This window comes from Corynebacterium sp., assembly GCF_022712195.1.
In the GTDB taxonomy this organism is placed as follows: domain Bacteria; phylum Actinomycetota; class Actinomycetes; order Mycobacteriales; family Mycobacteriaceae; genus Corynebacterium.
The window spans coordinates 17953-31580 of sequence record NZ_JALAGY010000016.1; the positions used below are offsets into that span (position 1 = coordinate 17953).

Here is a 13628-nt window from a genome sequence, read left to right on the forward strand (position 1 = left end):
AGCCACACAATGTCCACTGTGTCCACCATGTCCCGGCAGATTCCCTGCCGTGGCATTCATATTCGATGTTGTCTGCACATGTCGTGCCTCAAGAAGCTAAAACTTTCGGACCTCGGAGCACACCACGATCAACCGGTGGTGTCCTCGCCGCTGACGGCGCTGGTTGTCCTGAGAACGTGAGAGGGTGGTACGTCCACCGTCAACTCTCATCCGGGTGCTGCACGTGTCCCCCCTCATTGTTGCACACCGGCCCGACGACGCCCGCCCCGCCATGCCGCAGGCGGCGCGAACACCGCGAACACGTTACGGTGGCTTATATGAGCGAGGCCGTCCGAACTCTCCGGCACATCCACACCTCCTTCTCACCACCGCTGGCCGGGAGAGTCCTCGCCACGCTGCTGCTGTCCGCCGGTTTCGGTGCGGCGACCTCCCCGCTCGCCGGGGTGTGGATCCCCTACTTCCTTGCGTCTCTCCTACTCGTCGGCGCCCTGTACATGTGGTGGCCACTGCGCGGCACGGGACTGCGGCACAACAGCTACGCACCCATGCGCTCCGACGAGGTGACACCGGCATCACTGGGCGGATCCCTGGATGACCCGCGGAGCTCCCACCGGAAGATGCAGGTCACCGCCGCCGTCGCGGGCCCGGCGATCTACGTCCTGATCGTGCTTGGGCCGGTGTTCCCCACGCCCGCGTCGCACTGGACCTACGCCGCACTGGTCACTGCGGCCAGCCTCACCGCCCTGTGGCGCCTCGTCGTCCTGGAGGCGGCCGCACCGGCCGGGTACGTCCCACCGGCGCAGTTGTTCGCCGCCGACCCCGGATGGACCCCGTCCGACGACGCCGAGGCCGTCGCCGCCGTGCTTTACGCCCTCCAGGCTGTGCCCGGGGGACGCCAGGTGCGTCGGGACGTCCTCTACCGGCACACGCGCCCACTGACCTCCACCCCGCACAACGACACCGGTACCGACGCGGGCCTGGACGCCCTCACCGCCCGGGGGCACGCAGCCACGCTCCGGGAGCGCACCAGCAGTTCCCTCGTCGCGGAGTGGGTCGTGTTGACCGACCGGGGGCGGGACGCCGTACTCACCGACGCCGCCACCGGTACCGCGCCCCTGCCCCGCTGAACCCACCGGGGCCCACAGACACAGCAGAACCTCCCCGCCGGTACGGGCGGGGAGGTTCCGTCGTCTCGCGGGAGAGGATCAGAGGTTCGGGAACCAGATACCGATCTCGCGCTCGGCGGACTCCGGCGAATCGGAGCCGTGGACGACGTTCTCGCCGACGGAGGTGGCGAAGTCACCGCGGATGGAACCCGGGGCGGCCTTGGCGACCGGGTCGGTGCCGCCGGCGAGCTGACGCCATGCGTCGATCGCGCGCTCACCTTCGACAATGCCGGCGATCATCGGAGCGGAGGTCACGAAGTCGACCAGCTCACCGAAGAAAGGCTTGTCGGAGTGCTCGGCGTAGTGCTTCTCCGCGGTCTCGCGGTCAGCGACACGCAGGTCCAAGGCCGAGAGGGTGAGGCCCTTCCGCTCGATACGGGCGATGATCTCGCCGACGAGGCCGCGGGCGACGCCGTCCGGCTTGATGAGGATGAGAGTACGTTCAGTCATGCGAGTCAGCCTACAGAACGCGGATGAACGGAAGTTAAAGAGGCAACCCGAGACGCCGACGCCGGCCCCTGACCACCTGGTTGACCAAGGCGACCGCTACCAGTAAGGCCGTCAACGGGTAGACGGCCACCAGCCCGAAGTTGAAGAACACCACCGCGCCGACGATCGCGCCGGCCGACAGGCACATCGCCATCAGCAGTGGATACACCCAGGCGGCGGCCTGTCCACCGAAGAAGGAGTCCACGAACCGTTGCCCCGCCTTCACCAGTGTGCCGGTCATGTACGTCAGGGCGATGCTGACCTCCCCGTCACGTTCGAACACCGAGTTCATCGCCCCGACGCCCACCGACAGCACCGACACCGCCAGGATCTCCGAACCGGACAGCAGTGCCACGGACGAGACCAGGAAGAGCACGGACACGGTGGCGAGCACCGCCTCCCGGGCCCGGAAGCGGTCCCACCGCCGGGTCACGATCCGGTGCGCCAGGGCCCCGCACATCACCCCGACCATGAACAGGACGATGCACCTGCCCGCCAACCGCATCAGGTCGCCGTCGTCCTCCACGACGGAGACCGCCAGCCGGGTGCTGTTGCCGGACATGAAGGACAGGAAGACCCCGCCGTAGAACATGAAACCGATCGAGTCGGCGTATCCGGCGACGGCGGCGAGACTCAGGGCGAGGAGCCGTTCCCCGCGGCGGTAGGTGTGCATCCGGGAAATAGTACCCGCAGCGTGCCCGTTTCCCTGATAGGTTTGACCCAGCAACGACACGACCACGACATGACCACGGGAGAATGGAGAGACATCATGGGTGAGCTGACCGACAGGAACGGCGACACCGTCACCGTCCGGTTGACCTCGAAGGGGAACGCGTACGCAATCTACCTCGCGGACGGCACCCGCGCCGGTGCGGCGTACTTCGTCGACCGCGGGTCAGAACGCATCTTCCACCACACCATCGTCGGGGACGACTTCGCCGGGCGTGGTCTGGGCAGCATCCTGGTCCGTGAGGCCCTGGCGGACACCAGGACCCTCGATGTCACCGTCGTCCCGTCGTGCCAGTTCGTCGCCGCCTGGATCGAACGCAACGGCTACACCGGACCTGTCTCCGCCCCCACCCCGGAGACCGAGGAGTACGTGCTGCAGCACGCCGGCGAGGCCTGAGCCCCGCCACGACAGTCAGGCCGGGCGGTCAGCCCCGGCCCTTCTCCCTGCCCCCGGTCCGCTCGTCGGCGACATGGTAGTGCTGGGCAGGAAGGAGCCCCTTCTCCATCCTGCTCCTCACGTTGGCGCGCAGGTGGTAGGTGTACCACCAGGCCAGGATGAACAGCACCGCCACGAAGAGCATCGTGGGGTGCACGACCACACCGATGACGGCGAAGACCTGCAGGCCGATGTTCATCCTGTCCGCCCACGGGCGGAACTGCAGAAACGAGGCGACCACCATCGCCAGCCCGAGCACCGAGACATAGGCCATGTTGAACACGGTGGCGTGGGCGCCGTCGTCGACGACCCCGACCACCGCGAGCACCAGCAGCACGGTGATCGCCTCCATGAGCATGATCCCCGCCATCATGCCCTTGAGCCCCTTGAAGGGGTCCACGGGCATCTCGTGTGCGGGCCCCAGAGGGGTGGACTTGTCACTCACGACATCCTCGTTTCGCCGGTGGTCATCTGCATCGTCTCCTGCGACTTCTTCCGGGACCACTTTGCCGCAGCCGGTGTCCAGGAGTCCAACGAGTCGCTCAGCCCGGAGACGTCGGTGAGGTGGATGAGCCGGTCACGGTGCTCGGCGGAGAAGAACCCCCGGGACACCATCTGGTCGAGCATCCCCAGCAGCGGTGTCCAGTAGCCCTCCACGTCCACCAGTGCCACGGGCTTGTGGTGGATGCCGAGGACCTGGGCGGTCCACACCTCGAAGAACTCCTCGAGGGTCCCGATGCCTCCCGGCAGGGTGACCATGGCGTCGGCGGTCTCCGCCATGCGGTTCTTCCGCTCGTTCATCGTCTCCACGATCTCCAGGCTGGACAGGCCCGTGTGACCGGTCTCGCCGTCGTAGAGGTGGCGGGTGATCACCCCGTGGACGTTCATCCCCGCCGCCAGTGCGGTGTCCGCGGCGACCCCCATCAGTCCGACGGAGCCCCCGCCGTAGACCAGCGAGTGGCCGTGGTCGGCCAGGTGGCGGACCACGGCGACGGTGATGTCGCGGTAGGCGGGACTGTCACCGGTGGCGGACCCGAGGTAGAGTGCGACCCGTTGCGGGGCGACGCCGGTCGCGGCGGTCATGCGGGATCCTTCCCGAACAGGGTGCGGGCCTCACCGGCGGTGACGACCGACCCCGTCACCAGGACGCCGGCGCCGGAGACCTGGGAGTCACCGAAGCCGCCGTCGTCCTCGGCGAGCTCCACGGCCAGTTCGACGGCCCCGGGCAGGTTCGCCGCGACGTGGACACGTTCCTCCCCGAAGGCGTCCCGGGCGTATTCGGCCAGGACCTCGACGTCAACGGCACGCGGTGAGGTGTTCCGGGTGACGACGACCTCGTCGAGGACCGGTTCCAGTGCGGCGAGGATACCGCGGGCGTCCTTGTCCCCCAGCACCCCGACGACGCCGACGAGACGACGGAAGGAGAAGTCCCGGTCGACGGCCCGGGCCAGGGCCCGGGCACCGTGTGGGTTGTGGGTGGCGTCGATGAAGACACTCGGGGTCGCCCGGACCCGCTCGAGACGCCCCGGCGACGTCACCTGCGCGAAACCGCGTCGGACGGTGTCCTCGTCGAGCATGCGTCCGGCACCGGCACCGAAGAAGGCCTCCACAGCGGCCAGGGCGGTGGCGGCGTTCCGGGCCTGGTGCTCACCCGACAGGGGCAGGAAGATGTCGGTGTAGATCCCGCCGAGCCCCTTCAGCGTGAGGGTCTGCCCGCCGACCGCGACGGTGGACTCCACGACGGCGAACTCGCTCCCGGCACGGGCGACCGCCGCATCGGACTCCACCGCCTGGCGCAGCAGCACCTCGAGCGCCTCGGGCTCCTGCTCCGCGATGACGGCGACGTTGTCCGGCGGGGTGAGCAGGTCGTCGGCGTCCCACCGCTGCTTGATGATGCCGGCCTTCTCACCGGCAATCTCGGCGAGTGTGTCGCCGAGGTAGTCGGTGTGGTCCAGCCCGACCGGGGTGACCACGGCGACGTCGGCGTCGATGACGTTGGTGGCGTCCCAGCGCCCGCCCATGCCGACCTCGACCACGGCGACGTCGACGGGGGCGTCGGCGAAGGCGGCGTAGGCCATGGCCACGATGATCTCGAACTTGCTCATCCGTGGCCCGCCGGCCGCCTCCGAACGCGCGTCGACCATCGCGACGAAGGGTTCGATCTCACGCCAGGTACGCACGTAGTCCGCCGGGTGCAGGGGGACCCCGTCGACGGCGATGCGCTCCGTGGCGAGCTGGAGGTGGGGGCTGGTGGTGCGACCCGTGCGGCGGTGGAAGGCGCGCAACAGCGACTCCACCATGCGGGTGACCGAGGTCTTCCCGTTCGTCCCGGCGACATGGACCGCCTGGTAGTTGCGCTGCGGGTTGCCCAGCAGGTCCATGAGGTCACGGATCCGGTCTAGCGTCGGGTCGATCTTGGTCTCCGGCCACCGTTCGTTGAGCTCCGCCTCCACCTCCGCCAGCGCGGCGAGGTCCCCGGCGGTCACCGGACGGGCCAGCTTCGCGGCGTCCTCGTCACTGTTCGCCGGCTCGGTCAGGTCGATCGGCAGGTCGAGGCCGGTGGCGTTCAACGTCGCTTCACCGAAGTCCTTGTTGTCGTCTGCAGCGTCAGTCACGGTCGGTGGTCACTTCCCCGCCAGGTCAGCGAGACGTGCGGTGATGCGGGTGACCTCGTCCACGGCGATGCCGCGCCGTTCACGGATCTCGGCGACGACCTTCTCCGGGGCCTTGGCCAGGAAGTTGTCGTTGCCGAGCTTCTTGTCCGCGCGTTCGAGCTCCTTGTTCGCCTCGGCGAGGTCCTTCTCCAGTCGCTTGCGCTCGGCGGCGACGTCCACGGTGCCCGAGGTGTCGAGCTCCACGGTGATCGTGGTGGTCGACAGCCGCAGCTCCACCGACGCCGTCGGGGTGAAGTCCTCGTCCGGGACGGTGAGCTTCACGATCGAACGGACGGCGTCCTCCAGCCCGGCGAGGTCGGCGGCGGCCGCGTCGAAACGGCCCGGGACCTTCTGCGAGGGCTTCACCCCCTGATCGGCGCGGAATCGACGGATCTCAGTGACCAGCTTCTCCACGTCGTCGAGACGACGCACCGCGTCCGCGTCGGTGGTGGCGCCACCGTTGGTGTTCGCCGCCGTGGGCCAGTCGGTGACAACGAGGCTGTCGGCGTAACCGTCGACACCGCCGGTCAGCACGGTCCACAGCGTCTCGGTGACGAAGGGCATCGACGGGTGCAGCAGACGGAAGACCGTGTCGAGCACGCGGCCGAGCACCAGGCGGGTGTTGTCGCCGCGGGTACGCTCCTCCTCAGTGGCTGCGTCCCAGTCCCGCGGGATCTGGACCTTGGCGATCTCCAGGTACCAGTCGCAGAACTCGCCCCAGGTGAAACGGTAGAGGGCCTCGTTCGCCACGGCGAACTCGTAACGGTCCAGGTGGGCGTCGACGTGGACACGCAGTTCCTCGAGTTTGTCGAGGATCCAGCGGTCCGGGTCGGTGAGGTCCTCGCGGGCCGGGAAGGCGTCCTGCCCGCCGGCGGGCAGCACCCGGGCACCGTTCATCAGCGCGAACTTCGTGGCGTTGAACAGCTTGGTGGCGAAATTCCTGGAGGACTGGGCCGAGTCCTCGCCGATCGGAAGGTCGGTCCCGGGGTTCGCGCCACGGGCGAGGGTGAAGCGCAGGGCGTCCGCACCGTAGTCGCGCACCCAGTCCATCGGGTCGATGCCGTTGCCCAGGGACTTCGACATCTTCCGGCCGTGCTCGTCACGGACCAGACCGTGCAGGAAGACGTCGGTGAACGGCACCTGCGGTCGTCCCCCACGCTGCTCCGCGGTGGTGCCGGACTCCCCGGCACCCAGCGTGGAGCCGGCGACGGTGTCCGCGAAGGTGGCGAACATCATCATGCGCGCGACCCAGAAGAACAGGATGTCGTAGCCGGTGACCAGGACGGAAGTCGGGTAGAACTTCGCCAGCTCGTCGGTGCTCTCCGGCCAGCCCATCGTGGAGAACGGCCACAGCGCAGAGCTGAACCAGGTGTCCAGCACGTCCTCCTCACGGTGCCAGCCCTCGCCGGACGGTGCCTCCTCGTCAGGACCGCAGCAGACGACCTCGCCGTCCGGCCCGTACCAGATCGGGATCCGGTGGCCCCACCACAGCTGACGGGAGATGCACCAGTCGTGCATGTCGTCGACCCAGTCGAACCACCGCGGCTCCTGGGAGGCGGGGCGGATGACCGTGTCACCCTCCCGCACCGCGTCGCCGGCCATCCGGGCCAGCTCATCGACCTTGACCCACCACTGCTCGGACAGCCGCGGCTCGATGGCCTCCTTGGAACGCTCCGAATGACCGACCGAGTGCACGTACGGGCTGATGCGCTTGACCACGCGCCCCTGCTCCTCCAGGGCCAGACGAATCTGCTCGCGGGCCTCGAAGCGGTCCATCCCGTCGAAACGGGTGCCGGTGTTCGCGATGTGGCCGGTCTCGTCGATGACCTCGGGCATGTCGAGGTCGTGACGGCGGCCCATCTCGAAGTCGTTCGGGTCGTGGGCCGGCGTGATCTTCACCGCACCGGTACCGAACTCCGGGTCGACGTAGTCGTCGGCGATGACCACCATGCTGTGCCCCTCGATGAACGGGTGCGGCAGCCGCGTGCCGACGAGGTCCCGGTAGCGCTCGTCATCCGGGTGCACGGCGACGGCGACGTCGCCGAGCATCGTCTCGACACGGGTGGTGGCGACATCCACGTGCGGACCCTCGCCGGAGGCGTCACCGTAACGCAGGGTGACCAGCTCACCCTCGTCGTCGGAGTAGACGACCTCGATGTCCGAGATCGCCGTACGCAGCACCGGCGACCAGTTGACCATGCGCTTGGCGCGGTAGATCAGACCGCGGTCGAACAGTTCCTTGAAGATCGTCTGCACCGCGCGGGACAGCCCCTCGTCCAGGGTGAACCGCTCGCGGTCCCAGTCGACCGAGTCGCCGATGGCACGCATCTGCGACTGGATCACGCCCCCGTACTGCTCCTTCCACTCCCAGACCTTGGCGGTGAACTCCTCACGGCCGTAGTCGAAGCGGTCCTTGCCCTCGGTCTCCCTGAGCATGCCCTCGACCTTGGTCTGCGTGGCGATGCCGGCGTGGTCGGAACCGGGAAGCCACAGCACCTCGTAGCCCTGCATGCGCTTGCGACGCGCCATGGCGTCCATCAACGTGTGGTCCAGGGCGTGGCCCATGTGCAGCTGACCGGTGACGTTCGGCGGCGGCAGGACGATGGAGAACGGCGGGCGGTCACTGGAGGCGTCCGCGTGGAAATACCCGGCGTCGACCCACCGCTGGTAGAGCTCGGACTCGACGTCCGCGGGGGTCCACTGCTTCGGAAGCCGGTCCGCCCTGTTACCGGTCCCGGAATGGCTGCTGGCTGCGCTGGAGCTGGTCTGATCAGTCACGGTTGAACAGTCTAGTGCAGGGGCCGGACACGGTTGAGACCGGCTTTCATGTCCGCGCTTCCCCACCTGCCGGGCACCGCGAACCACAACGACCCCTGACCCCGTCACCGCCGCGTCGAGGATTCAGTCGACGATGGGAGGGGGCTGCCTCAGCCTGCGGCGCTCAGTGCCTCCACTTCACCGCCCGCGTCACCAGGTCCTCCAACTGCGCGGGCGACACCGGCCTCAGGTCCGTCGCCTCGAGGCTGACGTTCACGTTCTTCGGACGTACCGGCACCGCGGAGTGGGTGTGGCCGTGCACCGTGCAGTCGAACCCGTCCCGGCTCGTCGTACCGCCACGGGCGGACCAACGGGCCAGGGCCGGCGTGAGGTACGGGTCCTCCACCTTCCCCGGTGCGGGAATGTGGGTCAGCAGCACCAGCCAGCGTCCCACCCGGACCTGCAGCTCCAGCTCGATGACGTCGAACACCTCGCGGTAGGCCGGCGTCCACTCCAGGACCGACTCCAGACCGAACACCGGATGCACCCGGTCGTGGTTCCCCGGCACCAGGACCATCCGCAGGTCCTTCTCCTCCTTCACCTCCCCCAGCTGCCGCAGCGCCTCGGCGTCCCGACGCACGGAGATGTCCCCCAGGCAGACCACCGTCGCCCCGTCCGGCACCGAACGCAGGTTGTCCAGGATCACCCGGTCATGCTCGTCCACGTCCTCGAAACCGCGCAGCTGCGAGACTTTCCGGTGCCCGAGATGCAGGTCCGACACCAACCAGAGACCACCGGGACGTTCCTTCATGACCCACCAGTGTAGTGCCGCACCACCCGCAGGGGCGTCGACAACGGAAACAACCGGGCGTAGAACGGGGCCATGAGCAACTTCAGTGTGAACAACCCGTCCACCGGCCAGACCGAAGACACGTTCACGAGGATCGACGACTCCCGACGCGACGAGATCCTCGACCGCTCCACCGCCGCCTACCGCGCCTGGCGGACCACCACCGTCGACGAACGCGCCGCCGTCCTGCGCCGCACAGCGGACCTCTACGAGGAGAGGACCGACGAACTCACCTCCCACATCGGACGCGAGATGGGCAAACTCCGCAAGTGGGCCAAGGCGGAGCTCGGCATCGTCGTCGACATCTACCGCTACTACGCCGAGCACGCCCACGAACTCCTCGCCGACAGGGAACTCCCCGCACAGGGCGCGCAGCACACCTACGTGCGCAAGGACCCGATCGGACCGCTGCTCGGAATCATGCCGTGGAACTTCCCCTACTACCAGGTGGCCCGCTGGGCGGCCCCGAACCTGCTGCTCGGCAACTCCCTGGTGCTGAAGCACGCCTCCATCTGCCCGCTGTCGTCACAGGCCTGCCAGGACCTCCTCGAGGAGGCGGGACTGCCGCAGGACGTCTTCCAGAACATCTACGCCACAGGTTCGCAGATGGACGCCTTCGTCGCCGACCCGCGCATCGTCGGCGTCTCCCTCACTGGGTCCGAACGCGCCGGAGCTGCGGTGGCGAAGACCGCCGGGGAGAACTACAAGAAGTCCCTCCTCGAGCTCGGCGGCAACGACCCGTTCATCGTCCTCGACGACGACAACCTCGACACCGTCCTCGACAAGTACGTCGGCATCCGCATGTACAACACCGGCCAGGCCTGCAACGCACCCAAGCGGCTGATCGTGATGGAGAGCTTCTACGACCGGGTCGTCGAGGGCCTGGAGAAGCGCATCAGCGCCCTGACACCCGGCGCCTGGGACGACACCGACGCCGATGTCGGCCCCCTGTCCTCCGTCGACGCCCGAGACGGGATTGTCGAACGGATCGCCGAGGCGAAGGCCAACGGCGACGCCACCGTGCGTGTCGGCGGCGGCAGCATCGACCGTCCCGGCGCGTTCATGGAACCCACGCTGCTCACCGACGTCGACCCGTCGTCCGACGTGGGCTGCAACGAGGTCTTCGGCCCGGTGGCCATCGTCTACAAGGCGAAGGACGTCGACGATGCCGTGGAGATCGCCAACAGTTCCGAGTACGGCCTCTCCGGGTCCGTGTGGGGCACCGACCTCGCCGTCGCCGAGGAGGCGGCGGCCCGCCTCGAGGTCGGCATGTCCTTCGTCAACGAGGCCTCGGTCACCGCCGCCGGCCTGCCCTTCGGTGGTGTGGGACGCTCCGGGTACGGGCGTGAGCTCGCCGAGTGGGGCGTCGGCGAGTTCGTCAACGACCACCTGGTGAGGGTCTCGGCACAGTAGGCGGCGAGGTCCGCCTCCACTTCCCGCCGGGTCGGAGACGGCAACCCCACAGGCCGGTGTGGCCGACCTGTGGGGTTGCCGTGTGCCAGGGGCCGGCACAGTTCTGCTGTGACGAGCACACGGCATATGCTGTTGCGGTACCCTGCCGCGGGCGCCGTCCCGCGCACCGACGTTTCCGGAAAGCCGCACATGAGCACCAGCGCCGCCGCGCCCTCCGCCCCACCCAAGCATCCTGTCGACCAGGTCCCCCCGAAGGGCAAGCTGGCCGTCCTGTCCACCCAGCACGTGCTGGCGTTCTACGCCGGCGCCGTGGTCGTCCCGCTGCTCATCGCCAGCGGCCTGGGTCTCGACGCCGAGACCACGATCCACCTGATCAACGCCGACCTGTTCACCTGTGGCATCGCCACCCTGATCCAGTCCGTGGGGTTCTGGAAGGTCGGTGTGCGACTGCCGATCATCCAGGGTGTCACCACCACGGCGATCTCCCCGATCATCGCCATCGGACTGGCCACCACCGGCGGTGAGGGCGGGGTCGAGGCACTCCCGGCGATCTACGGGTCGATCATCGTCGCGGGCCTGTTCACCTTCTTCGCCGCCCCGTACTTCGCGAAGTTCATCCGCTTCTTCCCGCCGGTGGTGATCGGCACGGTCCTGACCACGATGGGCATCACCCTGCTCGGCGTCGCCGCCAACGACATCACCAGCTTCGCCGAGGGCACCCCGGACGCCGGTGACATCGCCTACGCAGGCCTGACCCTGGCGGTCATCCTCCTCGCCCAACGCTTCTTCAAGGGTTTCCTCGGCATACTCGCCATCCTCATCGGCCTGGTGGTCGGTACGGGCGCGGCGGTGGTCCTCGGCGACGCCGGCTTCAACGACGTCGGTTCGTCCGACTGGGTCGGGTTCACCACCCCGTTCTACTTCGGTGCACCGGAGTTCGTGCTCACCGGCATCATCTCGATGTGCATCGTCATGCTCATCACGATGGTCGAGACCACCGGCGACGTCTTCGCCGCGGGCGAGATCGTGGGCAAGCGGATCAAGAAGGACCACATCTCCGCCGCCCTGCGCGCCGACGGTCTGTCCACCACTCTCGGCGGTGTGCTGAACTCCTTCCCCTACACCTGCTTCGCGCAGAACGTGGGGCTGGTGCGGATGACCCGCGTGCGCTCCCGGTGGGTCGTCGCCGGGGCCGGCGTGATCATGATCGTCATCGGCCTGATCCCCAAGGCCGGCGCGGTGGTCAGCGCGATCCCCGGCCCGGTACTCGGCGCGGCCAGCCTCGCACTGTTCGCCAATGTCGCGCTGGTGGGCATCCAGACCCTGGGCAAGGTGGACCTCACCGACAACCGCAACGCCACGGTGATAACCATCTCGATCGGGCTGGGCATGCTCGTGGCCTTCAAGCCGGACATCGCCCAGCTGTTCCCGGGCTGGGCACAGGTCTTCTTCGCCTCGGGTGTGACCACCGGGTCCATCGCGGCGATCCTGCTGAACCTGCTGTTCTTCCATGTAGGGCGCCGTCCCTCCCCGGACGTGACCCGCGACGCGGGGGGACGCACGGTCACGCTGGAGGACGTCAACGCCATGGACCGCGGCACCTTCGTGGAGACCTTCGCCCCGCTGTTCAACAATACCCTGTGGCCGCTGGAGAACGCCCATGCCGCCGCGCCGTTCACCACGGTCCAGGACTTTCGCGACGCCGTCCAGGAAGCGGTGCTCACCGCCGACCGTGACGACCAGAGGGCCCTCATCCGCGACTACCCGTCCATGGCCCAGCTGCTCCTGGACCCGGAGGCCTCGAAGCGGATCTCCGGCTTCGCCGGCTCCGTGGCGCTGGAGAACCTGGACACCATGGACGACGTCGAGCAGGAGCAGCTCATCGAGCTGTCCGAACGCTACCGCGACCGCTTCGGGATGCCGTTCGTCACCTGCCTGGGCCGGCTGGACTCCCGCACCCAGATCATCAGCGAGGGGATCCGTCGCCTGGAGAATTCACCGGCCCAGGAGCACGTCCAGCTGCTCGGCGAGGTCGTGGAGATCGCCAACGACCGGTTCAACCACATGATCGCCGACGCCAACCCGGTGGCCGCCGCGTGGGAGAGCAAGTTCGACCACCTGGAGTGAGCTCAGTGCCGGCGGAGTGCCTCGACGAGCTCGTCCTTCGTCATCGACGACCGGCCGGGGATCTCCAGTTCCTGCGCCCGCCGGTACAGGTCGTCCCTGGTCCACTCGTCGTAGCTCGGTGAGCGCCCTCCCCTGCGGCCCACGTCCGAGCGCGAGGTGCCGGCTGCGGCGTTGGCGATGCGCGCGGCCTTCTCCTTTGACGCGCCGTCGTCCCGGAGTGTCTCGTAGAGTTCCTTGTCCTTGACCGACGGTCCGGGGTCTGCCTGCTGTGCGTCCTTCTGTCCGTTGTTCTCAGCCATGCGTCCCGAGGGTAGTCCTCAGGTGGGTGGTCGCGTCCACCATCGCCCGTCGCGCACCGGCCCACAGCGCCACCGAGTTGACGAAGGGGCGCACCAGACCGCGGTGCCTGCGCAGGGTGACGGGCACGCCGGCCTCACGGAGACGTTCGGCGTAGGCCTCCCCCTCGTCGCGCAGCGGGTCGAAACCCGCCACGGCGACATAGGCCGGTGCGAGGCCGGTGAGGTCGGCTGCGAGCAGCGGTGAGATCAGCGGGTTCCCCGGGTCCTCCGCCAGGATCAGGTCGCGGCTGCGCCCCAGGTAGTGGTGTTCATACCAGTCCATCTGCTCGGCGGTGAGGTACAGCCCCTCGTCCCCGAACTCCCGGTAGCTCTCCGTCCGTGACGACAGGTCGGTCACCGGGACGAAGAGCTGTTGAAGGGCCGGTTGCCCGCGCCCGTTCTCCCGCAGCCACAGACAGCAGGACGCCGCGAGGTTGCCGCCGGCGGAGTCCCCCGCCACCACCAGTCGGCCGGTGTCCACCGCGGTCCCCGCCGCCGAGGCACCGTCCTGCAGGGCGGCGACGACGGCGGTGGCGTCCTCCAGCGCCGCGGGGAAGGGGTGTTCCGGGGCCAGCCGGTAGTCCACGGCGACCACGGTGACCCCTCCCCCGGTGCACAGGCTGCGGCACGCCGCGTCATGGCTGTCGAGGGAGCCGGTCACCCACCCGC

General features: G+C 68.5%; 13 protein-coding genes. 4 read left to right on the forward strand and 9 right to left on the reverse strand.

All coding sequences use genetic code 11. From position 1 onward, the window contains the following. Positions 1-317 precede the first annotated feature (317 nt). Positions 318-1127 (forward strand): hypothetical protein, encoded by an 810-nt coding sequence (locus tag Q0A34_RS02020; protein WP_291477981.1) that lies wholly within the window; start codon positions 318-320, stop codon positions 1125-1127. 78 nt (positions 1128-1205) lie between these two features. On the opposite strand, the gene ndk is transcribed toward Q0A34_RS02020, so the two are convergent. Together ndk and Q0A34_RS02030 are read right to left on the reverse strand one after the other, a co-directional pair. Beyond that, positions 1206-1616 carry a nucleoside-diphosphate kinase gene (ndk, locus tag Q0A34_RS02025; protein WP_291477983.1) on the reverse strand — a complete coding sequence of 137 codons (411 nt, stop codon included), beginning with the start codon at positions 1614-1616 and terminating at the stop codon, positions 1206-1208. Positions 1617-1650: 34 nt separating this feature from the next. After that, positions 1651-2328 (reverse strand): YoaK family protein, encoded by a 678-nt coding sequence (locus Q0A34_RS02030; RefSeq protein ID WP_291477984.1) that lies wholly within the window; start codon positions 2326-2328, stop codon positions 1651-1653. 96 nt (positions 2329-2424) lie between these two features. On the opposite strand from Q0A34_RS02030, the gene Q0A34_RS02035 reads away from it, so the two are divergent. After that, the gene (locus tag Q0A34_RS02035; RefSeq protein ID WP_291477986.1) at positions 2425-2781 is read left to right on the forward strand and encodes a GNAT family N-acetyltransferase; all 357 of its coding nucleotides are present in this window, start codon (positions 2425-2427) and stop codon (positions 2779-2781) included. Between the two features lie 28 nt (positions 2782-2809). On the opposite strand, the gene Q0A34_RS02040 is transcribed toward Q0A34_RS02035, so the two are convergent. The 5 genes from Q0A34_RS02040 to Q0A34_RS02060 all read right to left on the reverse strand — a co-directional run bounded on the left by Q0A34_RS02040 (position 2810) and on the right by Q0A34_RS02060 (position 9042). Then, positions 2810-3226, reverse strand: coding sequence for a DUF4233 domain-containing protein (locus Q0A34_RS02040; RefSeq protein ID WP_291478007.1), 417 nt, complete (start codon positions 3224-3226; stop codon positions 2810-2812). 35 nt (positions 3227-3261) lie between these two features. Then, positions 3262-3903: a TIGR00730 family Rossman fold protein gene (locus tag Q0A34_RS02045; protein WP_291477988.1), complete on the reverse strand. Its 642-nt coding sequence runs from the start codon at positions 3901-3903 to the stop codon at positions 3262-3264. Beyond that, a complete protein-coding gene (locus Q0A34_RS02050; protein ID WP_291477989.1) occupies positions 3900-5435 on the reverse strand; it encodes a folylpolyglutamate synthase/dihydrofolate synthase family protein in 1536 nt (511 codons plus the stop codon). The genes Q0A34_RS02045 and Q0A34_RS02050 overlap by 4 nt, the downstream gene beginning before the upstream one ends. A gap of 9 nt (positions 5436-5444) precedes the next feature. After that, the gene (locus tag Q0A34_RS02055) at positions 5445-8318 is read right to left on the reverse strand and encodes a valine--tRNA ligase (protein WP_363316416.1); all 2874 of its coding nucleotides are present in this window, start codon (positions 8316-8318) and stop codon (positions 5445-5447) included. 97 nt (positions 8319-8415) lie between these two features. Next, complete coding sequence (locus Q0A34_RS02060) at positions 8416-9042, reverse strand: metallophosphoesterase (protein WP_291477993.1); 627 nt, start codon at positions 9040-9042, stop codon at positions 8416-8418. A gap of 72 nt (positions 9043-9114) precedes the next feature. Between Q0A34_RS02060 and Q0A34_RS02065 the strand changes: the two genes are divergently transcribed. Next, complete coding sequence (locus tag Q0A34_RS02065) at positions 9115-10494, forward strand: NAD-dependent succinate-semialdehyde dehydrogenase (RefSeq protein ID WP_291477995.1); 1380 nt, start codon at positions 9115-9117, stop codon at positions 10492-10494. A gap of 189 nt (positions 10495-10683) precedes the next feature. Beyond that, positions 10684-12621 carry a solute carrier family 23 protein gene (locus tag Q0A34_RS02070; protein ID WP_291477998.1) on the forward strand — a complete coding sequence of 646 codons (1938 nt, stop codon included), beginning with the start codon at positions 10684-10686 and terminating at the stop codon, positions 12619-12621. A gap of 2 nt (positions 12622-12623) precedes the next feature. Here Q0A34_RS02070 and Q0A34_RS02075 read toward each other — a convergent pair whose 3' ends face one another. Together Q0A34_RS02075 and Q0A34_RS02080 are read right to left on the reverse strand one after the other, a co-directional pair. After that, on the reverse strand, positions 12624-12920 hold the full coding sequence (locus Q0A34_RS02075; protein WP_291478000.1) for a Rho termination factor N-terminal domain-containing protein: 297 nt from the start codon (positions 12918-12920) through the stop codon (positions 12624-12626). Continuing rightward, on the reverse strand, positions 12913-13628 hold a 716-nt coding region (locus Q0A34_RS02080), incomplete at its 5' end, for an alpha/beta hydrolase (protein ID WP_291478001.1). The genes Q0A34_RS02080 and Q0A34_RS02075, both read right to left, overlap by 8 nt.